At 71.5% G+C, this 20,073-nt stretch carries 20 protein-coding genes; 3 read left to right on the top strand and 17 right to left on the bottom strand.

Annotated elements, in window-relative coordinates; all coding sequences use genetic code 11:
- Positions 1-80: 80 nt before the first annotated feature.
- From dnaG to dusB, 3 genes are read right to left on the bottom strand one after another with little or no spacing between them, the layout of a single operon-like run.
- Entirely contained in the window at positions 81-1,976 is a 1,896-nt protein-coding gene (dnaG, locus tag LOK55_RS06455; RefSeq protein ID WP_229934715.1) for a DNA primase, read from the bottom strand.
- Positions 1,976-3,364: a deoxyguanosinetriphosphate triphosphohydrolase gene (locus LOK55_RS06450; RefSeq protein WP_141379482.1), complete on the bottom strand. Its 1,389-nt coding sequence runs from the start codon at positions 3,362-3,364 to the stop codon at positions 1,976-1,978. Before LOK55_RS06450 ends, dnaG begins: the two co-directional genes overlap by 1 nt.
- Positions 3,354-4,490 (bottom strand): tRNA dihydrouridine synthase DusB, encoded by a 1,137-nt coding sequence (dusB, locus tag LOK55_RS06445; protein ID WP_229934797.1) that lies wholly within the window; start codon positions 4,488-4,490, stop codon positions 3,354-3,356. The genes LOK55_RS06450 and dusB overlap by 11 nt, the downstream gene beginning before the upstream one ends.
- Before the next feature lie 128 nt (positions 4,491-4,618).
- On the opposite strand from dusB, the gene LOK55_RS06440 reads away from it, so the two are divergent.
- Positions 4,619-5,128: a glutathione peroxidase gene (locus LOK55_RS06440; RefSeq protein ID WP_229934714.1), complete on the top strand. Its 510-nt coding sequence runs from the start codon at positions 4,619-4,621 to the stop codon at positions 5,126-5,128.
- A 25-nt stretch (positions 5,129-5,153) separates the two neighbouring features.
- On the opposite strand, the gene LOK55_RS06435 is transcribed toward LOK55_RS06440, so the two are convergent.
- From LOK55_RS06435 to recO, 3 genes are all read right to left on the bottom strand, one after another.
- On the bottom strand, positions 5,154-5,816 hold the full coding sequence (locus tag LOK55_RS06435) for a DsbA family protein (protein ID WP_141379486.1): 663 nt from the start codon (positions 5,814-5,816) through the stop codon (positions 5,154-5,156).
- 113 nt (positions 5,817-5,929) lie between these two features.
- Complete coding sequence (locus tag LOK55_RS06430; RefSeq protein ID WP_141379488.1) at positions 5,930-6,733, bottom strand: isoprenyl transferase; 804 nt, start codon at positions 6,731-6,733, stop codon at positions 5,930-5,932.
- Positions 6,730-7,467 carry a DNA repair protein RecO gene (recO, locus tag LOK55_RS06425; protein WP_229934713.1) on the bottom strand — a complete coding sequence of 246 codons (738 nt, stop codon included), beginning with the start codon at positions 7,465-7,467 and terminating at the stop codon, positions 6,730-6,732. The genes LOK55_RS06430 and recO overlap by 4 nt, the downstream gene beginning before the upstream one ends.
- Positions 7,468-7,558: 91 nt before the next feature.
- Here recO and LOK55_RS06420 point away from each other — a divergent pair, with 91 nt between their 5' ends.
- On the top strand, positions 7,559-8,266 hold the full coding sequence (locus tag LOK55_RS06420; RefSeq protein ID WP_196324949.1) for a trimeric intracellular cation channel family protein: 708 nt from the start codon (positions 7,559-7,561) through the stop codon (positions 8,264-8,266).
- Positions 8,267-8,390: 124 nt separating this feature from the next.
- On the opposite strand, the gene leuA is transcribed toward LOK55_RS06420, so the two are convergent.
- The 9 genes from leuA to hrcA all read right to left on the bottom strand — a co-directional run bounded on the left by leuA (position 8,391) and on the right by hrcA (position 17,761).
- Positions 8,391-10,151: a 2-isopropylmalate synthase gene (gene leuA / locus LOK55_RS06415; RefSeq protein ID WP_229934712.1), complete on the bottom strand. Its 1,761-nt coding sequence runs from the start codon at positions 10,149-10,151 to the stop codon at positions 8,391-8,393.
- Between the two features lie 231 nt (positions 10,152-10,382).
- Entirely contained in the window at positions 10,383-11,276 is an 894-nt protein-coding gene (era, locus tag LOK55_RS06410; RefSeq protein WP_229934711.1) for a GTPase Era, read from the bottom strand.
- Positions 11,273-12,613 (bottom strand): hemolysin family protein, encoded by a 1,341-nt coding sequence (locus LOK55_RS06405; protein ID WP_229934710.1) that lies wholly within the window; start codon positions 12,611-12,613, stop codon positions 11,273-11,275. Before LOK55_RS06405 ends, era begins: the two co-directional genes overlap by 4 nt.
- A complete protein-coding gene (gene ybeY, locus LOK55_RS06400; RefSeq protein ID WP_229934709.1) occupies positions 12,610-13,074 on the bottom strand; it encodes an rRNA maturation RNase YbeY in 465 nt (154 codons plus the stop codon). Before ybeY ends, LOK55_RS06405 begins: the two co-directional genes overlap by 4 nt.
- Positions 13,071-14,147, bottom strand: coding sequence for a PhoH family protein (locus LOK55_RS06395; protein WP_141379545.1), 1,077 nt, complete (start codon positions 14,145-14,147; stop codon positions 13,071-13,073). Before LOK55_RS06395 ends, ybeY begins: the two co-directional genes overlap by 4 nt.
- Before the next feature lie 61 nt (positions 14,148-14,208).
- Positions 14,209-14,556, bottom strand: coding sequence for an HIT domain-containing protein (locus LOK55_RS06390; RefSeq protein ID WP_196324199.1), 348 nt, complete (start codon positions 14,554-14,556; stop codon positions 14,209-14,211).
- 157 nt (positions 14,557-14,713) lie between these two features.
- Positions 14,714-15,517, bottom strand: a complete 804-nt coding sequence (locus LOK55_RS06385; RefSeq protein ID WP_229934708.1) for a 16S rRNA (uracil(1498)-N(3))-methyltransferase — start codon at positions 15,515-15,517, stop codon at positions 14,714-14,716.
- Between the two features lie 5 nt (positions 15,518-15,522).
- Positions 15,523-16,635, bottom strand: coding sequence for a molecular chaperone DnaJ (gene dnaJ, locus LOK55_RS06380; protein ID WP_229934707.1), 1,113 nt, complete (start codon positions 16,633-16,635; stop codon positions 15,523-15,525).
- Between the two features lie 64 nt (positions 16,636-16,699).
- Positions 16,700-17,761, bottom strand: coding sequence for a heat-inducible transcriptional repressor HrcA (hrcA, locus tag LOK55_RS06375; RefSeq protein ID WP_229934706.1), 1,062 nt, complete (start codon positions 17,759-17,761; stop codon positions 16,700-16,702).
- Positions 17,762-17,840: 79 nt separating this feature from the next.
- On the opposite strand from hrcA, the gene LOK55_RS06370 reads away from it, so the two are divergent.
- Positions 17,841-18,023, top strand: coding sequence for a carboxylesterase family protein (locus LOK55_RS06370; RefSeq protein WP_229934705.1), 183 nt, complete (start codon positions 17,841-17,843; stop codon positions 18,021-18,023).
- A gap of 128 nt (positions 18,024-18,151) precedes the next feature.
- Here the strand turns inward: LOK55_RS06370 and hemW are convergent, their stop codons facing one another.
- Positions 18,152-19,369 carry a radical SAM family heme chaperone HemW gene (gene hemW / locus LOK55_RS06365; protein ID WP_229934704.1) on the bottom strand — a complete coding sequence of 406 codons (1,218 nt, stop codon included), beginning with the start codon at positions 19,367-19,369 and terminating at the stop codon, positions 18,152-18,154.
- Entirely contained in the window at positions 19,369-20,019 is a 651-nt protein-coding gene (locus LOK55_RS06360) for a DUF1990 family protein (protein WP_229934703.1), read from the bottom strand. Before LOK55_RS06360 ends, hemW begins: the two co-directional genes overlap by 1 nt.
- Positions 20,020-20,073 lie beyond the last annotated feature (54 nt).

Genomic DNA, 20,073 nt, shown 5'->3' with positions numbered 1-20,073 from the left:
GACCGAGCCCGTCGACCGGCGCCACCGCACCGCCCGCCGCGCCGGCCGGGACCGGCTCGCGCACCGGGGGCGCCGAGCGCTCACAGCCCTTCGGCGAGCGAGCGGCGCCGGGCATCCAGGTCGCGCAGCGCGACCCGCACCGCGCGCCCCTCCTCTGACTCGGCGGGGAGGCGCTGGATCGCTCCGAGGAGCTCGGTCTTCTCCCGGTCGAGGGCGCGAATGCGCAGGCGCTGCGCGAGGGCCCGCGTCGAGGCGGTCGCCTCCTCCTCGGTGAGCGCCGGGAACGCCGCGGTGAGCAGCTCCACCCCGAGGGAACGGTACGGCTCGCGCACCGATTCGACGGCCGTGGACGCCCAGCCGATGCGTGTGCGGTCGGGCTGCCCCTGAATGCTCTGGCGCACCGCGTCGAGCGACGGCACCTGCATCGGCAGCGCGAGCGCCGCGTCGAGGTCTGCCGCGTCGATCAGATGCCCGTACTGGAGCACCCCCATGAGCGCGTCGCGCTCGAGCGCCGCGTCGGCTGTGCGCGGCAGCGCGGCGATCGTCGCACGGATCTCGGGGGCGGCCTCGCCCGAGCCTCCGTCCGCGGACGTCGCACCGTGCGCGGACGTTCCCGCGCCGGGCGCTGCTCCCCCGGCCGCGGCTCCCGCGTCGGTCCGGCTCGCGCGCGCCGCGGCGCGCTGCACCTCTCGGTGCACCTCGCGGAGGTCTTCGCCGAGGCGCCGGGCGAGCACGTGCTCGTACCGGCCGCGGATGCCGGTGTCCTTGATCTCGGCGACGATCGGCGCCGCCGCGGTCAGCGCCGCGACCCGACCCTCGACCGACGCGAGGTCGTGCCCGGCGATCCGCTGGTCGATGACGAACTCGAACAGCGGCGACTTCGTCTCGATCATCGAGCGCACCGCGCCGTCGCCGCGGTTGAGCCGCAGGTCGCAGGGGTCGAGCCCCTCCGGTCCGACGGCGACGTAGCTCTGCAGACCCGAGGTGCGGGCCTCGGCGAAGGCGCGCACGGCGGCCTTCTGACCCGCGGCATCCGGGTCGAAGGTGAAGACGACCTCGCCCGAGACATCCGTGCCGACGATGCGCCCCACGACGCGCATGTGGTCGGCGCCGAAGGCAGTGCCGCACGTGGCGATCGCCGAGGTGACCCCGGCGAGGTGGCAGGCCATCACGTCGGTGTACCCCTCGACGACGACGACCCGGTGCGAGCGCGAGATGTCCTTCTTCGCGAGATCGAGCCCGTAGAGCACCTGCGCCTTCTTATAGATCGGCGTCTCGGGGGTGTTGAGGTACTTCGGCCCCTTGTCGTCGTCGTACAGGCGCCGCGCGCCGAAGCCGATCGTCTGGCCGGTGACGTCGCGGATCGGCCACACCACGCGCCCACGGAACCGGTCGTAGACCCCCCGCTGACCCTGCGAGAGCAGCCCCGCGGCGAGCATCTCCTCGTCGGTGAAGCCCTGGCTCTTCAGCGCGTCACGGACGCCGTTCCACCCCTTCGGCGCATACCCGACGCCGAAGTGCGCGGCGGCGCCGGCGTCGAAGCCGCGCTCGCCCAGAAACCGCCGCGCGGTCTCGGCCTCGGGGCTCGCCAGCTGACCGCGGAACCACTCAGCCGCGGCGGTGTTCGCCTGATAGAGCCGCGTGCGGCCGCTCGTCTCGGGGGCGGCGCCGCCGTCCTCGTAGTGAAGGGTGTAGCCGATGCGCGCCGCGAGCCGCTCGACCGACTCCGTGAACGACAGGTGGTCCATCGCGCGCAGGAACGAGTAGACGTCGCCCGACTCGCCGCAGCCGAAGCAGTGGTAGTAGCCGACCTGCGGGCGCACGTGGAAGCTGGGGCTGCGTTCGTCGTGGAAGGGGCAGAGGCCCTTCAGTGAGCCGACGCCGGCCGATTTCAGAGCGACGCGCTCCCCGACGATGTCGGCGATGTTCGTCCGCGCCTTGACCTCGTCGACGTCGGCCTGCGCGATCCGCGCCATCAGAAGCCCTCTCCGGACCAGAGCCCGTCGATCGGCTCGGGAAGTGCGAAGCCGGTCGGTGCCACCTCGCGGCGCGCGCTCGACCACAGACCGAGCTCGCGCAGGTCGACGGGGCCGACGAGGCGCGCGTGCCATTCGATCGCGAACCGGTCGGTGAGGCTCGCCACCTGGTCGACGATCACCCGGCGACGCGCCGCATCCGACTCCGCCGCGCGGAAGTCCTCGCCATGCAGTCGGTCGAGGTGCTCGGGCTGCTCCTCGAGGGCGGTCGCCAGGCGCTTCAACACGCGACGCTGCTCCTTGTAGAGCCCCTTGCGGCCGTCGATCGACACCACGAAGGCGCCGATGATGCCCTTCAGCACCGCCATCTCGGCCTCGACGACGCGCGGCACGACCACGCGACCCCGATACCGGGTGAGCACGGGCGCGGAGTAGTGCTCGCGGGTCGCCGTGGTGGCGGCGCGCGCGAAGCGCCCGATGAGGTCGGAGGTGAGGTTCTTCAGCCCCGCGACCGAGGCGCGGTCGCCCGTGAACGAGGTCAGCCACTCCGGCAGCTGGGTCAGGCGATAGAGCGCGTCGGCCAGCTCGTCGCGGCTGAACCCGTAGCCCACCCAGGTCTGGATCGCGGTGAGCAGCGCCTCGCGCTCACGCCCGTCGGAGAGCCGGGCCGGGTCGAGGTAGCCGTTCAGCACGGCGTCTTCGAAGTCGTGCACCGAGTAGGCGATGTCGTCGGAGAGATCCATGACCTCGGCTTCGATGCAGCGGAGGCGCCCCGGGGCACCCTCCCGCATCCACCGGAAGACGTGTTCGTCCTCGGGGTACACGCCGAACTTGTCGCGGCCGCCCGGGTCGGGCACGGCGTGCTCGACCGTCCACGGGTACTTGCAGGTCGCGTCGAGGCTCGCGCGCGTGAGGTTCAGGCCGACGCTCTCGCCGCCGGGTCCGATGACCTTCGGCTCGAGGCGCGACAGGATGCGCAGGGTCTGCGCGTTGCCCTCGAAGCCGCCGATGTCGGCGGCCCACTCGTTGAGCGCGCGCTCGCCGTTGTGCCCGAACGGGGGATGCCCGATGTCATGACTCAGGCAGGCGGTGTCGACGACGTCGGGTGAGAGCTCGAGGGCGATCGCGAGCTCGCGACCCACCTGCGCGACCTCGAGGGAGTGCGTGAGCCGGTTGCGCGCGAAGTCTGCCGGGCTCGCCGGACTCAGCATCTGCGTCTTGGAGGCGAGGCGTCGCAGCGCGGCGGAGTGCAGCACGCGCGCACGGTCGCGGGCGAAGCTGTCACGGCGGGAGCGGTGCGTCTCGGGGAGCAGGCGCGCGGCGTCGTGCTCGTCGTATCCCGCGGGGCGACCGGGCAGCGCGCCGAGCCCGCCGCCCTCACCCGCCACTGGTGTCCAGTTCGGCTTCGGCGAGGGTGCGCGAGGCGTCGCCCGACATCTCGCGGGTCGCGAGCCAGCCGTCGGGCAGGGCGGGGCGCTTGGGGGTGCCGGCACGGCCGCGCTGGCCCTCCGCCGCGGCGCCCGGGTATGGGGCGTCGTGGTCGAGCGTCGCGAGCAGGTCGTCGTACTCGGCGAGGGTGGATGCCGTCGCGAGCGCGGCGCGGGTGTCGCCGCCGACGGGGTAGCCCTTGAAGTACCACGCGACGTGCTTGCGGATGTCGCGGCATCCACGCCCCTCGTCGTCGAAGAACTCGACGAGCAGTTCGGCGTGCCGGCGGAACGCGCCCGCGACGAACCCGAGGGTGGCATCGGGCCGGATGCCGGGGGCGCCGAACGCGTGCGCCAGGTCGCCGAAGAGCCACGGCCTGCCGAGGCAGCCGCGGCCGACCACGACGCCGTCGCAGCCGGTCTCGGCCATCATGCGGACGGCGTCGGCGCCCGACCAGATGTCGCCGTTGCCGAGCACGGGGATGCTCGTCACCACCTGCTTCAGCTGGGCGATCGCGTCCCAGTCGGCGGTCCCGGAGTAGAACTCCGAGGCGGTGCGCGCGTGCAGCGCGACCGCGGCGACGCCGGCGTCTTCGGCGATGCGGCCCGCGTCGAGGAAGGTCAGATGGTCGGCGTCGATGCCTTTGCGCATCTTCACCGTGAGCGGGACGTCGCCCGCCGCGCGCGCCGCGCGCGTGACGATCTCGCGGAACAGCTCGGTCTTCCACGGCAGCGCCGCTCCCCCGCCCTTGCGGGTGACCTTGGGCACGGGGCATCCGAAGTTCAGGTCGATGTGGTCGGCCCGGTCTTCGTCGACGAGCAGCCGCACCGCGGCCTCGGTCGTCGCCGGGTCGACGCCGTAGAGCTGGATCGACCGGGGGGTCTCCGACTCGTGGTGCGTGATGAGCCGCATCGTGGTGGCGTTCCGCTCGACGAGCGCGCGCGTCGTGATCATCTCGCTCACGTACAGGCCGGCGCCGTACTCGCGGCACAGCCGCCGGAACGCCGTGTTGGTGATGCCCGCCATCGGCGCGAGCACGACCGGCGCATCGAGGGTGATCGGCCCGATCCGCAGCGCGCTCGGCATCGCCGACGCGTCCGCGGGCGGCGGGGTGCGGTCGGTGACGGCGGGGGCGGCGGTGAGCGTGGACATCCTCTCCATTCTCCCAGAATCCGCCGCACCGCGGCGCCGACGGCGGGCCTATCGTGGACAACATGGCCGACACGCTCACCGCAGACCTCCGCGACATCCCGTACCAGGGCGCCGACGGCGCCGAGCACACCCTCGCCGAGTTCGGCGACAAGGCCGTGCTCATCGTCAACGTGGCATCCAAATGCGGTCTGACGCCGCAGTACGAGCAGCTCGAGCAGCTGCAGAAGACCTACGGCGACCGGGGTCTGCAGGTGATCGGATTCCCCTGCAACCAGTTCATGGGGCAGGAACCGGGGTCGATGGACGAGATCCTCGAGTACTGCTCGGTGACCTACGGCGTCACCTTTCCCATCGCCGAGAAGGTCAAGGTGAACGGCTCGCACGCCGCTCCCCTCTACAAGGCGCTGAAGAAGACGCGCAACGCGGAGGGTGCGAAAGGCCCGGTCATGTGGAACTTCGAGAAGTTCCTCGTCACCGCGGACGGCACGGTGCACCGGTTCCGCCCACAGACGAAGCCGGATGCCCCGGAGGTCGTCGCGGCGATCGAGGCGGGTCTGCCCCAGCCCGAGTGACTGCGGGGGCTCTCCGCCCCGTGCGTCAGGCCTGCTTCTCGCCCCAGACCTGGCGGGCGATCTGGGCGAACGCCTCCGGCGGCTGCGCGCCGCTGACGCCGTACTTGCCGTCGATGACGAAGAACGGCACGCCCTGGATGCCATAGGCCTGCGCCTGCGCCTGGTCGGCGCGCACCGCCGGCAGGTATTGACCCGACTCGAGCGCCTCGCGCGCGGCATCGGCGTCGAGCCCCGCTTCGCCGGCCAGGTCGACGAGGTCGTCGACGCGGCCGACATGACGGCCCTCGGTGAAGTACGCGGCCATGAGTCGCTCGGCCATCGGCAGCTGCGCGCCCTGCGCCTTGGCGAAGTGCAGCAGCTCGTGCGCCTTCACCGTGTTGGTGTGCTGCAGCAGGTCGAACCGGTACTCGAGACCAGCGTTCGCGGCGACGCCGGTGACGTTCTCGAGCATCTCGCTGACCCGCTCGCGGGGCATGCCCTTGTGACCGGCGAGGAAGTCCAGCTCGTCGCCCTCGAAATCGACGGGCGTGTCGGGGGACAGCTCGAACGAGTGGTAGGTCACCTCGACGGCGGGCGCGTCGGCGTCCGACGCCGTCTCGGCAAGTCCCTTCTCGAGATTGCGCTTCCCGATGTAGCACCACGGGCAGGCGATGTCACTCCATACGTCGATCTTGATGGCATCCGTCACACCAGGGACAACGGCGCGGGTGCCGGGGTCTATTCCCGGATCGGCATGATCCGCGCAGACGGGTCTCGCGCAGGATGCCTCGGGCATCCCCGACACGAACCGCTCCGCTCCGCTCAGGCGGTCGGCGCGTCGACGGCGCCGCCGAATCGGCGGTCGCGGTCGAGGTAGAGCTCGATGGCGTGCCAGAGGTCGGTGCGTGAGAAGTCGGGCCACAGCGTGTTGAGGAACACCATCTCGGCGTACGCCGACTCCCAGAGGAGGAAGTTCGAGGTGCGCTGCTCGCCGCTCGACCGCACGAACAGGTCGACGTCGGGCATGTCGGGCACGTAGAGGTGCCGGCGGAGCGCCTTCTCGGTGATCGCCGACGGCTTCATGCGACCCGCGGCGATCTCCTCGCCCATCGCCCGCATGGCGTCGATGATCTCGTGCCGGCCACCGTAGTTGATGCACATCGTGAGGGTGAGGGTGTCGTTGTCGGCGGTGAGCTGCTCGGCGTACTGGAGCTCCTTGATCACCGAGCCCCACAGCCGGGGCTTGCGCCCCGCCCACCGGATGCGCACGCCCCATTCGTTGAGCTGATCGCGGCGGCGGTGGAGCACATCACGGTTGTACCCCATCAGGAATCGGACCTCGTCGGGTGACCGCGTCCAGTTCTCGGTCGAGAACGCGTACACGCTGAGGTGCTTCACACCCGCCTGGATCGCCCCCGCGACGACGTCGAGCAGGACCTCCTCCCCCGCCCGATGCCCCTCGATCCGGGTAAGCCCGCGGCGGTTCGCCCACCGGCCGTTGCCGTCCATCACGAGCGCGACGTGCCGCGGCACGCCGCCCTTCGGGAACGCCGGCGGGTGGACGCCGGTCCAGTCGAGCGGCCGGTAGGGCACCGCGTCACGGTGCGTATAGGGCTTCGGTGTCACCGACGGGTCTCCAGGTGCGAGAGGTGCGAAAGGGAACGGATGCCTCGTTCGAGGTGGTACTGCGTGTAGGCGGCCACGAGGCCGGACGCGGCGGCGGACGCGTGCTCGGTCGCGGCATCCACGACCTCCCACTCCCCCGCGATCAGCGCCCGCAGCAGCTGCCGCGTCTCGGGGCGCACGCGCGCCGAGCCGGCGGGGGCGCACTCGCCGCAGACACTGCCGCCCAGCTGCGCGACGAACCAGTCGTGCGGGCTCTCGGCACCGCACCGGGCGCACGCGTCGAGCGCGGGCGCCCATCCCGACAGCGCCATGGCGCGCAGCAGATACGAGTCGAGCACCGACCGGGGCGCGTGGCCGCCGAGTGAGAGAGTGCGCAGCCCCCCGACGAGCAGCAGGTACTGCTGCGGCGTCGCCTCGGCCTCGTTGAGCCGATCGGCGGTCTCGACCATCGCGTGCGCGGCGGTGTAGCTGTCGTAGTCGGCCGCGATGGGGGCGCCGTAGGATCCGAGCGACTCGGCCTGCTGCACGATGTCGAGGGTGCGACCCTGATACAGCTGCACGTCGGCGACCATGAACGGCTCGAGCCGTGCGCCGAACCGCGACGACGTGCGCCGCACTCCCTTCGCGACGGCGCGCACCTTGCCGTGCCGACGGCTGAGCATCGTGACGATGCGGTCCGCCTCCCCCAGTTTGTGGGTGCGCAGGACCACGACCTCGTCGCGGTATGTCGGCATTGCTCCATTATCTCCGCGGTCGCCGACACCGGCCGCAGCGGCACGGCCCCGATGCACCGGACGGCACGGCGAGAGGGGCGAGAATGGAGGGGTGAACGAACCCGTCTTCGTGATCCCGCTCTGGGCCGACCTCCTCGCCGTCGGTCTCGGCGGCGTTCAGGGGGCGCTGTTCGCGTCGGGGTTCTCCGACGACGGCACCGGCGGGCGCCGCCTCGACCTGCTCGGCGTCGCGATCATCGGCATCCTCATGGGCATGGGCGGCGGCCTCATCCGCGACCTGCTGCTGAACGTCACCCCGACGACGCTGCAGAGCAACTGGTACCTGCTCACCGCGACGGGCGCGGCGCTCGTCGGCATGCTGCTCGCGAACGTCTTCCAGCGGTTGAACGGTGTCATCGTCGCCCTGGATGCCGTGGTGATCGGCCTCTTCGGCGCGTTCGGCACCTCGAAGGCGCTCGTCCTCGGCCTGCCGGTCGTGCCGGCGGTGTTCGTGGGCGTCTGCGCCGCCGTCGGCGGAGGCATCCTGCGCGACGTCATCATGGGACTGCCGGTCGCCGTGATGCACGTGGGATCGCTCTACGCGGTCGCTGCGGGCGCCGGCTGCGCCGTCCTCGCCGGCGCCGTCACGCTCGGCGCGCCGGTGGCTGCGGCGGCCGTCGCCGGGGTGATCGTGACGACGGTCATCCGCCTGCTCGCGGTGATCTTCGACATCTCGCTGCCCGAGCAGCGGGCCCTGCACCGCCGCAAGGTCGCCCTCGAGACGACCTCGATCCCGGTCATCCGCCCCGCCGCCGACTGACCCGCCCCCGGCGAGACACCGGTTGTGCGCCGAGACACCGGTTCATCCGCGGTGTCTCGGCGCACAGAAGGTGTCTCGGCGCAGAGGCGCGCTGGGCGCACGGGGTGGCCGTGCGGGCGGGCGGTCAGACGGCGGCGAGGGCGCCCGCGGCGGAGCGGGTGCGGATCGCGCGGTTCACGCCCGACACGATCGCCTTCAGCGACGCGGTGGAGATGTCGCCGTCGATCCCGACGCCCCAGAGGCGTGCGCCATCCACCTGCAGGTCGACGTAGGCCGCGGCCTGCGCGTCGCCGCCCGCCGAGAGCGTGTGCTCGACGTAGTCGTACAGCGTGATCTCGAAGCCCTGCTCGCGGACGACCTCGAGGAACGCCGACACGGGGCCGTTGCCGACACCGCGGGTCGCGACCTCGCCCTCGCCGTCGCGCAGGGTGACCTCGAGGGTCACCTCGCCCGACATGTCGCTCTGGGTGCGCGTCGACAGCAGCTCGAAGCGGCCCCACTTCGCGGCCACGTCGTCGGCCGGCAGGTACTCGTCGGTGAACGCCGCCCAGATCTGCTCGCTCGAGACCTCGCCCCCCTCGGCATCGGTCTTCGCCTGCACGACGCCGGAGAACTCGATCTGGAGCTTCCGCGGCAGGTCGAGCGCGTGGTCGGTCTTCAGCAGGTACGCGACACCGCCCTTGCCCGACTGCGAGTTGACGCGGATGACGGCCTCGTACGAGCGTCCGAGGTCCTTCGGGTCGATCGGCAGGTACGGCACGGCCCACGCGATCTCGTCGACGGTGACGCCGGATGCCTGTGCCGCGGCATCCATCGCCTCGAATCCCTTCTTGATCGCGTCCTGATGCGATCCGGAGAACGCGGTGAAGACGAGGTCGCCTGCCCAGGGGCTGCGCTCGTGCACGGGCAGCTGGTTGCAGTACTCGGCGGTGCGCTTGACGCCGTCGATGTCGCTGAAATCGATCTGCGGGTCGATGCCCTGGGTCAGCAGGTTGACACCGAGGGCGACCAGGTCGACGTTGCCGGTGCGCTCGCCGTTGCCGAAGAGGCATCCTTCGATGCGGTCGGCTCCGGCCATGTAGCCGAGCTCGGCCGCGGCGATCGCCGTGCCGCGGTCGTTGTGCGGGTGCAGCGACAGGATGATGTTCTCGCGGTGCGCCAGGCGACGGCTCATCCACTCGATCGAGTCGGCGTAGACGTTGGGCGTCGCCATCTCGACGGTCGAGGGCAGGTTGATGATGACCTTGCGCTCGGGCGTCGGCTCGAACACCTCGATGACCTGATTGCAGATCTCGAGCGCGAACTCCAGCTCGGTGCCGGTGTACGACTCGGGCGAGTACTCGTAGTAGACCTTCGTCTCGGGGATGCGCTTCTCGAACTCGCGGCACAGCCGCGCGCCGTTCAGGGCGATGTCGATGATGCCCTGCTTGTCGCTGCGGAAGACGACCTCGCGCTGCAGCACGCTCGTCGAGTTGTACAAGTGCACGATCGCCTGCTTCGCGCCGGCGATCGCCTCGTAGGTGCGCTCGATGAGGTGCTCGCGGGCCTGCGTCAGCACCTGGATCGTGACGTCGTCGGGAATGGCGCCCTCGTCGATCAAGTGGCGCACGAAGTCGAAGTCGGTCTGGGATGCCGAGGGGAACCCGACCTCGATCTCCTTGTACCCCATCGAGACGAGCAGGTCGAACATGATGCGCTTGCGCTCGGGGCTCATCGGGTCGATGAGGGCCTGGTTGCCGTCGCGGAGGTCGACCGCGCACCAGCGCGGAGCGGTCGCGATGCGGGCGTCGGGCCACGTGCGGTCGGGCAGCTCGACGCGGATCTGCTCGTGATAGGGGCGGTACTTGTGCACCGGCATGCCGGAGGGCTTCTGGGTGTTCTCCATGATGGTCGCTTCTCTCGTCTGATGAGGCGGGCCAGGTGTCGCACCGACGACGAGCTCCGCGACGAGGAAGGCCCTAGATCGAGGCCTCGTCGCGGCAGCTAAGAAGGAGCTGGCCGAAGCGCATGGGGACAGAGTACACCGTTCGCGGCGAGGGAGATGTCACGGCGAACGGCAGCGGGGCGCCCAGCCGCGACGTCCGGAGAGCCAGACGGTCTGTACTGCCGCGCGCTATCAGAACCCGAGGCGGCCGAGCTGCTTCGGGTCGCGCTGCCACTCCTTCGCGACGCGCACGTGGAGCTTCAGGAACACCTTGGTGCCCACGAGCGGCTCGATCTGCGCCCGGGCGCGGGCGCCGACCGCCGCGAGGCGCGACCCCTTGTGGCCGATGATGATCGCCTTCTGGCTGTCGCGCTCGACGACGATGTTGGCGTAGATGTCGGTCATCGAACCGGTCTCGCGCTCGGCGATGTCGTCGATCGTCACCGCGATCGAGTGCGGCAGTTCGTCGCGCACCCCGTCGAGCGCCGCCTCGCGGATGATCTCGGCGATGCGGTCCTCGATCGACTCGTCGGTCGTGACCCCCTCCTCGTAGAGCGCGGGACCCTCGGGCATGAGCGCGAGCAGCTCGTCGGCGAGCACGTCGAGCTGCTCACCGGCAACCGCGGAGAGTGGGATGACCGCCGCCCAGTCGCTCCGCAGGCTGTCGACCTCCATGAGCCGCTCGGTGATCTGCTCGCGCGAGGCGATGTCGGTCTTGGTGACCACGGCGACCTTCTTGGCGCGCGGATACCCGTCGAGCGACGCGGCGATCCGGCGGTCGCCGGGGCCGACCTTCTCGGTCGCCGGCACGAGGAAGCAGATCACGTCGACATCGCCCAGAACCTGCTCGACGAGGTCGTTCAACCGCTGGCCGAGAAGCGTCCGCGGCTTGTGGATGCCGGGGGTGTCGACGATCACGAGCTGCCCGGACGGGCGGTTCAGGATGCCCCGGATCGCGCGCCGGGTCGTCTGCGGCTTGTCGGAGGTGATCGCCACCTTCTCGCCCACGAGGGCATTCGTGAGCGTCGACTTGCCGACGTTCGGGCGCCCCACGAACGTGACGAAACCTGATCTGTGCGCGCTCACCTCTCGTCGCCCTTCTGCGTCGATGTCTGGATCGGGATCGGTCCCGTGCGGGTGCCGCGCGATCCGAAGGCGGCATCGGCCGCCTCGAGAGCGTCGCTGCGCTCCACGAACACGGTCGCGAGTCCCCGACCTCGGCCGCGTGAGGTGCCGCCGGTGAGGATGAGCCCGCCGTATTCGGCGCGGTCGCCCGGCATGGGCACGCGCTCGAGGAGCTTGCCGAGCAGCCCGCCGATCGAGTCGACGTCGTCGTCTTCGAGCTCGATGCCGAACAACTCCCCCACCTCGTCGAGGCCGAGGCGGGCGCTCACCCGGTAGCGACCGTCACCGAGGTCGACGACTTCGCTCTGGCGGGCGTCGTACTCGTCGGAGATCTCGCCGACCAGCTCTTCGATGAGGTCTTCGAGCGTCACGAGCCCCGACACGCCGCCGTACTCGTCGACGACGAGGCACACGTGCACGGCATCCCGCTTCATCTGCTGCAGCAGCGTCTCGGCCTTCATCGACTCGGGCACGAAGGCCGCCGGCCGGGCGATCTGCGCGACCGGCGCGTCGCGCCACGCGGATTCGTCACGGAACGCGAACTGCACGAGGTCTTTCAGGTAGACGACGCCGGTGATGTCGTCACCGTCCGAGATCGGCACCCGCGAGACCCCTTTGTCGAGGAAGAGGCGCATCGCCTCCTGGGTGGTGGCCGAGGCATCCATCGTCACCATGTCGGTGCGGGGCACCATGACGGCGCGCACGAAGGTGTCGGTGAAGTCGAAGACCGAATGGATGAGCTCGCGGTCGTCCTCTTCGATGAGGTCCTGCGAGGCGGCCTCGTCGACCATCGACAGCAGTTGCTCCTCGCTCGCGAACGACGCGCCGCGGTGGATGCCGGGGGTCACGCGGTCGCCGAGGACGACCAGCAGGTGGGCGAGCGGCCCGAGCAGGACGCGGGCGGCACGGACGATCGGCGCGGCGCCGCGGAGCAGCCCGCGTGCGTGCTGGCGCCCGACGGCTCGGGGGCTCGCCCCGACGAGCACGAACGAGACCGCGGTCATGAGCACCGCGGCGGCCAGCAGCGCCCACCAGATGTTGTCGAAGATGATCGTGAACGCCGCGGTGACGAGCACGGCGGCGGCCGTCTCGGCGAGGATGCGGATGAAGACGACGGCGTTGCCGTGCGCCTCGGGATCGGCGGCGATGCGACCGAGCGCGGCGCTGTTCCGGCCCGAGGCGGCCAGGTCGTGCAGGTCGGCGCGGGAGGTGACCCCCAGGGCGGCGTCGAGAGCGGCCATGAGTCCGCCGAGGGCGACGAGCAGGCCCGCAGCGACGAGCAGGAGGACCGCGGTCACGGGCGTCGGCGTTCGTCGGAACGGAACGAGGCGATGAGCTCGCGCTGCAGGCCGAACATCTCACGCTCTTCGTCGGGCTCGGCGTGGTCGAACCCGAGCAGGTGCAGGGTGCCGTGGGTCGTCAGCAGGATCAGCTCGTCGAGCGTCGAGTGCTTCGCGGCCTGCGCCTGCGTCTCGGCGACCTGCGGACAGAGCACGATGTCGCCGAGGAGGCCCGCGGGGGTCGGCTCCTCCTGGGTGCCCGGCCGCAGTTCGTCCATGGGAAAGCTCAGTACGTCGGTCGGTCCCGGCTCGTCCATCCACTGCACGTGGAGCGCCTCCATGGCGCCCTCGTCGACGAGCAGGATCGCGATGTCGGCGTCCGGGCTCACGTGCAGCTCGGCGAGGTTGTGCTCGGTGAGGCGCAGCAGCACCGTCTCGTCGACGTCGACGCCCGACTCGTTGGTGATCTCGATCGTCATGACATGCCTCGCTTGGGGAGATGGTCTCGGGGGCCGCCGGGCCGGGACTGCTGGCCGCGACGCTGGGCACGATTGCCGCTCGCGCCCTTCGCTCCGCCCGATTTGTCGCGCGCAGCGATGAAGGCGGATGCCTCGTCGCGCTCGCGCCGGTCGGCGAGGCGCTGCTCGTCGTACTCGGTGTACGCGTCGACGATGCGGCCGACCAGGGTGTGACGGACGACGTCGTCGCTCGTGAGGTAGCTGAAGTCGATGTCGTCGATGTCCTTCAGCACGCGGGTGACGAGCCGGAGCCCCGACGCGCCGGCGGGGAGGTCGATCTGCGTGATGTCGCCGGTGACCACCATGCGCGTCCCGAACCCGAGCCGGGTGAGGAACATCTTCATCTGCTCGGGGGTGGTGTTCTGCGCCTCGTCGAGCACGACGAACGAGTCGTTCAGCGTACGCCCGCGCATGTACGCGAGCGGGGCGACCTCGATCGTGCCCGACGCCATGAGCTTCGGCACGATCTCGGGGTCCATCATCTCGTTGAGCGCGTCGTAGAGCGGCCGGAGGTACGGATCGATCTTGTCGTTGAGGGTGCCGGGGAGAAAGCCGAGCCGCTCCCCCGCCTCGATCGCCGGGCGGCTGAGGATGATGCGGCTGACCTCTTTGCGCTGCAGCGCCTGCACGGCCTTGGCCATGGCGAGGTAGGTCTTGCCGGTTCCGGCCGGGCCGATGCCGAACGTGATCGTGTTCTCGTCGATCGCGTCGACGTAGGCCTTCTGGCCGAGCGTCTTCGGGCGGATGATCCGCCCGCGCGAGGACAGGATCGCCTCGCCGCCGAGGACGTCCGAGGGGCGGTCACCGGTGTCGGCGCGGAGGATCCGGTCGCTCGTGACGACGTCGGCGGGGTCGAGCCCCTGCCCGCTGCGCGAGAGCGCGATGAGCTCGTCGACGAGCGCACGGGCGCGCGCCACGGCATCCGCGGGTCCCGTCAGGGTGATCTCGTTGCCGCGCACGTGCACCTGCACGTCGCGGTGCTCGCGTTCGACGACGCGCAGCAGCCGGTCTTGCGGCCCGAGCAGCTGCACCATCGCGATGCCGTCGGCGTAGATGCGCTCGACGACGTCTTCGGAGGGGTTCGATGCGGCGTCGTCAGCCACGGAGGCTCCCTTCGGAGAGTCCGCCGGCGAGCACGTGGGCGTGCACGTGGAAGACGGTCTGCCCGGCGCCCTCCCCCGTGTTGAACACGAGCCGGAAGTCGCCGTCGGCGTATTCGGCGGCGAGCGAGTTCGCGAGCCCGATCATCTCGGTGAGCAGCGTCGGGTCGCCGGCGGCGAGCTCGACGACGTTGCGGTACTCGTCGGTCTTCGGGATGACGAGCAGGTGCACGGGCGCCTTCGGCGCGATGTCGCGGATCGCGAAGACGTTCTCGGTCTCGGCGATGATCTCGGACGGGATCTCGCCCCGGTAGATGCGGCTGAAGATCGACGACTCGCTCATACCCTCAGTCTATGGCGCGGGCTCTCCGGCGCGGGTGGGTGCGCACTCGGGAGGAGATCGGCACTCGGGAGGACGCGTCGGGCCGTAGAGTCCTCCCGAATGCAGATCACCTCCCGGACAGCGGCGCCCCGAGGTGCTGCGGGCCCGCTGCGCCCTCCTACCAGCGCCCGAGGCGCGCGTTGAGCACGGCCAGGGCCGCCGGCCCCGCCGTGGAGGTGCGGAGCACGGTGTCGCCGAGACGGACGAGCTCGGCGCCCGCGGCGGACAGTGCGTCGAGCTCGCTCGGGTCGATGCCGCCCTCGGGGCCGACCACCAGCACGAGGTCGCGCTCGTCACCGGGGGCGATCTCGAGCTGCGCGAGCGGGGTGGATGCCGTGGGATCGAGCACGAGCACGCGATCGGTGCCCGCCCGGGCGACGAGCACGGGTGTGGCGACGGGGCTCGTCACGGTCGGGACCCAGGCGCGGTGGGCCTGCTTGGCGGCCTCGCGCACGATGCTCTGCCAACGCGCGACGCCCTTGACCACTTTGGCGGCGTCCCAGCGCGAGACGCTGCGGGATGCCTGCCACGGCACGATCTCGTCGGCGCCGAGCTCGGTCGCCGCCTGCACGGCGAGCTCGTCGCGGTCACCCTTCGCGAGCGCTTGCACGAGCATGAGGCGGGGGCGTGCCGCGGCGATGTCGGCGCGCGCGGTGACGCGGACGACGACGCGCTTCGGCGCGGCATCCCGCACCTCCCCCTCGAGCCAGGTGCCCGCCCCGTCGCCGAGGGTGACCGCTTCGCCGACCCGCACCCGGCGGACGACCGCGGCGTGGTGCGCCTCGGCGCCGGTCAGGGTGACCGTGTCTCCCGGCTCGGCACCGGCGAGCGTGCCGCGCAGGGCGACCTCCGCGTCGGCGGCGAGGTCGCCGCTCGCGCGAGAGAGCTCGGCGCCCTCGTCGACGAGGAAGTGCAGGGCCATCGTCGTCAGCCGCGGAATCGGTCGCGGAGCTTGGAGAACAGGCCCTGGTGGAACTGGGCGAGCTGCGGCTCCGGCGACTTGGTCTTCTTCTTGAAGTCCTCGATGAGCGCGCGCGCCTTGGCATCCAGCTTCGTCGGGGTCACCACCTGCACGCCCACGCGCAGGTCGCCGCGGTTGCCGCCGCGCAGCGGTGTGATGCCGCGTCCCTTGATCGTGAGCACGTCGCCCGACTGCACGCCGGGGCGCACCTCGAGGTCGACGTCGCCGTCGAGCGAGGTGATGGTCGTGTTCGCGCCGAGGATCGCGTCGGGCATCGACACCTCGAGGGTCGCGAGCAGGTCGTCGCCGTCGCGGCTGAAGACGTCGTCGTGCGCGACGGTGACCTCGAGATACAGGTCGCCGTTCGGGCCGCCCGCCGGGCCCACCTCGCCCGAGCCGGGCAGCTGCAGCCGCAGCCCCGTCTCGACGCCAGCGGGGATGTCGACCGAGACCGTGCGGCGCGCGCGCACGCGGCCCTGGCCCTGGCAGCTGGCGCACGGGTACGGGATCGTCGTGCCGTAGCCCTGGCACGTGGTGCACGGTTGGGAGGTGACGACGTTGCCGAGGAGGCTCCGGACCGTGCGCTGCACCTGGCCCGAGCCGTGGCAGATGTCACAGGTCACCGGCTGGGTGCCGGGCTGGCAGCACGAGCCCTCGCAGGTCTCGCAGAGCACGGCCGTGTCGACCTCGAGGTCGCGGTGCGTGCCGAAGACGACGTCCTTGAGGTCGAGGGTCACGCGCACGAGGGCGTCCTGCCCCCGCTCGCGCCGCGAGCGCGGCCGCGCGGTGCGCGCCCCGCCGCCGCCGAAGAAGGTCTCGAAGATGTCGCCGAACCCGCCGAAGCCCGCTCCCCCGCCGCCGCCGAACGGCGACCCGTCGCCGCCGAGGTCGTAGCGCTGACGCTGCTCCGGGTCGCTCAGCACGTCGTAGGCGTGGGTGACGAGCTTGAAGCGCTCGGATGCCTCTTCGCCGGGATTCACATCGGGGTGCAGCTCCCGCGCGAGGCGCCGGTACGCCTTCTTGATCTCTTCGGGGCTCGCGTCGCGCGAGACGCCCAGGACTTCGTAGTGGTCGGCCACAATCGCCTTTCGGCGCCCCTGCGGGCGCGGTGGGTAACGCGGTGGATAAGGGGCAGCGGGCCGCTCAGCGGGACGATTCGTCCTCGTCGAGCAGCCGGCTGAGGTAGTGCGCGACGGCGCGGACCGCCGCGAGGTTGGTGGCATAGTCCATGCGCATCGGACCGAGCAGTCCCACGCGCGAGCGCGTGCCCGCGCCGGCGTAGTCGCTCGTGACGATGGATGCCTCTCCGAGACCGAACGGCGCGTTCTCGCGCCCGATGCTCGCCGCCAGGCCCTGCTCGTCGGCGACCATCTCACCCATGAGGCGGAGGAGGGTCACCTGCTCCTCGATGGCTTCGAGGAGCGGGTAGATGCTGCCGCGGAAGTCGCCCTCGCGGCGGGCGAGAGTCGCCGTGCCGGCCATGACGAGCTTGTCCTGGCGGAACTCGTCGAGCTCTTCGGCGACGATCCGCGCGACGGTGCGCATAGCCGCGTCGACGGGCGTGGATGCCTCGGGCGATGCCTGTCCCGACTCCTCCGGCACGGCGATGAGGTCGGCGATCGCCTGCGCGGCTTCCGCGACGGGCTTGCCGGTGACGAGGGCCGCCAGGCGCCCCTTGACCTCGGCCGCGCCGCTCTCGTCGAGATCGCCCTGCAGGAAGGCGACCCGCTGCGAGGCGCGGCCGGTGTCGGTCACGGCGATCACGACGACGCGGGCGCCGCCGAGGTGCACGAACTCGACGTGCGACACGCTCGCCCGGGCGAAGGAGGGGTACTGCACGATCGCGACCTGGCCGGTGAGCTGGGTGAGCGCGCGGACGGTGCGGGTGAGCATGTCGTCGAGGTCGACGGTGTCGGCGAGGAAGGTCGAGATCGCCGCGCGCTGCGCGCCGGAGAGCGGGCGCAGCTGCGACAGGTGGTCGACGAACACGCGGTAGCCCTTGTCGGTCGGCACGCGGCCGGACGAGGTGTGCGGGGCGGCGATGAGCTCTTCGTCTTCGAGCAGGGCCATGTCGTTGCGGATCGTGGCCGCCGAGACGCCGAACTGGTGGCGGTCGACGATCGTCTTGCTGCCGACGGGCTCGTTGGTGTCGACGTAGTCCTGCACGATCGCGCGGAGGACCTGCAGTCCGCGCTCCGAGACCATCGCTCCTCCTCCCGCCCGGGCATTGGCACTCCGGGGCGTCGAGTGCCAATCCTATCGCGCTCACCCTACGATGAGCCGTATGCGCGCCGATGCCCACCCCCGCCCCACCGTCTCGACGTCGACCGGGGCGGTCCGCGGCACGCGACACGACGGCGTCGACCGTTACCTCGGCATCCCGTACGCGCTGCCGCCGTTCGGGGCGACCGCCGTTTCGCGCTGGGACGGGAGACCCGGGCTGGCCGCGCTACGGCGCGGGTCGTGAGGTGCAGGTGTACGACGTCACGTCGCGCGTGACGCCGCTCCGCCGCGCCGCGGCGGTCGATTCGCTGCCCGGCTGACCCGCGGCTCCGGCCGCGGCCGTCGCGCCCCGGACGCCCGCGCGATCAGTGCTCATGCGGTCAGCGCGCGCACCACGGCGTCGGCGAGCAGGCGCCCGCGACGGGTGAGCACGACGCGGCCGCGCACGGCGGCGGCGCCGTCGATGAGGCCGTCGGCGATGAGGGAGGCCACCGCATGACGCCCCTCGCCCTCGAGTTCCGACACCGCGAGGCCGTCGGAGATGCGCGAGCGCAGCAGCACATCCTCGAGGCGGCGCGCCGCGGCATCCGGTCGCTCCCGGGCGGCCGCGGGCGACTGCCCCGCGGCGAGGCGCTGCGCGTACGCGGCGGGGTGCTTGACGTTCCACCATCGCAGCCCGTCGACGTGGCTGTGCGCGCCGGGGCCGTACCCCCACCAGTCGGCGCCTCGCCAGTAGGCGAGATTGTGGCGGGAACGGTGCGCGGGCGCGGTCGCCCAGTTCGACACCTCGTACCAGTCGAAGCCCCCGTCACCGAGCAGATCGTCGACGAGCTCGTACATGTCGGCCTGCAGGTCGTCGTCGGGCGCGGGCACCTCGCCGCGCCGGATCCGACGGTGCAGCTGCGTGCCCTCCTCGATGATGAGCGCGTATGCCGAGACGTGGTCGGGGGCGAGCGCGATCGCGGTGCGCACCGAGGTCTCCCAGTCGGCGAGCGATTCGCCCGGCGCGCCGTAGATGAGGTCGACGCTCACGTCGAGACCCGCCCGACGGGCGGCGGCGACGGCCGTCGCGACGTTCGCGGGATCATGGGTGCGGTCGAGCGCGGCGAGCACGTGCGGCACGGCCGACTGCATCCCGATCGACAGCCGCGTCACGCCGGCGGCGGCGAGCTCCTCGGCGAGCTCCGGCGTCACGGTGTCGGGGTTCGCCTCGACGGTGACCTCGGCATCCGGCGCCAGCGCGAACGTGTCGCGGATGCCCCCGAGCATGCGCGCCAGGTCACCGCCGGGCAGCAGGGTCGGGGTCCCGCCGCCGAAGAACACCGTCTGCGCGGGCCGGAGCGCGCCGCGCGCGGCCAGCGCATCCTGGGAGAGGGCGATCTCGCGGAGCACCTCGTCGGCGTACGCGTCCTGCCGCGCTCCGCGCAGCTCCGTCGCGGTGTACGTGTTGAAGTCGCAGTAGCCGCACCGCACACGGCAGAACGGCACGTGCAGGTAGACGCCGAAGTCGCGCTGCGCGTCGATCGCGATGTCGTCCGGCAGGGCGCCGTCGAGAGGCGCCGGGTCGCCCAGGGGCAGAGCCGACCCCATCAGGCGGGGGTCGTGAACAGCGGCGAGATCGCGCGCAGGTAGCCCTGGAAGAGCTCGCGACGACGACGCTTCACGAGGGGCGGCAGCAGGCGGTAGAGCGGCGAGACCGGCCGGTCGAACGCGCGCACGACGAAGCGCACCTCGTCGGAGTCGGTCCACTCGACCGCGAACGATTCCTCGCCGCTGACGACCGACGAGCCGACGGTGCCGAGGGCGAAGGCGACCCGGCGGGGCTCTTCGGTCGCCGAGACCACCCGCAGCTCGCCGTCGGCGTTCATCCCCTTGACGCGCCCGTGCACCCGGATGGTCGTGCCCGCCGCGACGTACGGCGTGCCGTCGACGTCGAACCGCTGGTCGGCCTCGAGTCGGCTCGGGGCGACGGGCGCCCCCTCCGCGTCGAAACCGACACCGGAGTACATCGGCCCCGCGGCCGGGCGCACATCGGTGATCTCGAGCCCGGCGCCGCGGAGCGCGGCCCAGGCGAGGAGTGCCTCGGCCGACGAGGCGAACCGGGCCTCGCCGCTGCCGAGCCGCCACGACGCTTCGGCCGGAACGCTCCGCTCCGGCGGGTACGACATGAGATCGTGCGCGCTCGTCGCACCGACGGCGGCGTAATCGACCGTGCCTTCTTGGAAGTTCCCGCGGCGCATGGCGTCCAGCCTACCGAGCGACGCTGACGCCGGAGGCCACGGCCCGGCGCGATG

The organism is Microbacterium sp. F2E (assembly GCF_020905435.1).
Taxonomy (GTDB): Bacteria; Actinomycetota; Actinomycetes; order Actinomycetales; family Microbacteriaceae; genus Microbacterium; species Microbacterium lacticum.
This window is presented reverse-complemented; position numbering and strand designations above follow the sequence as displayed.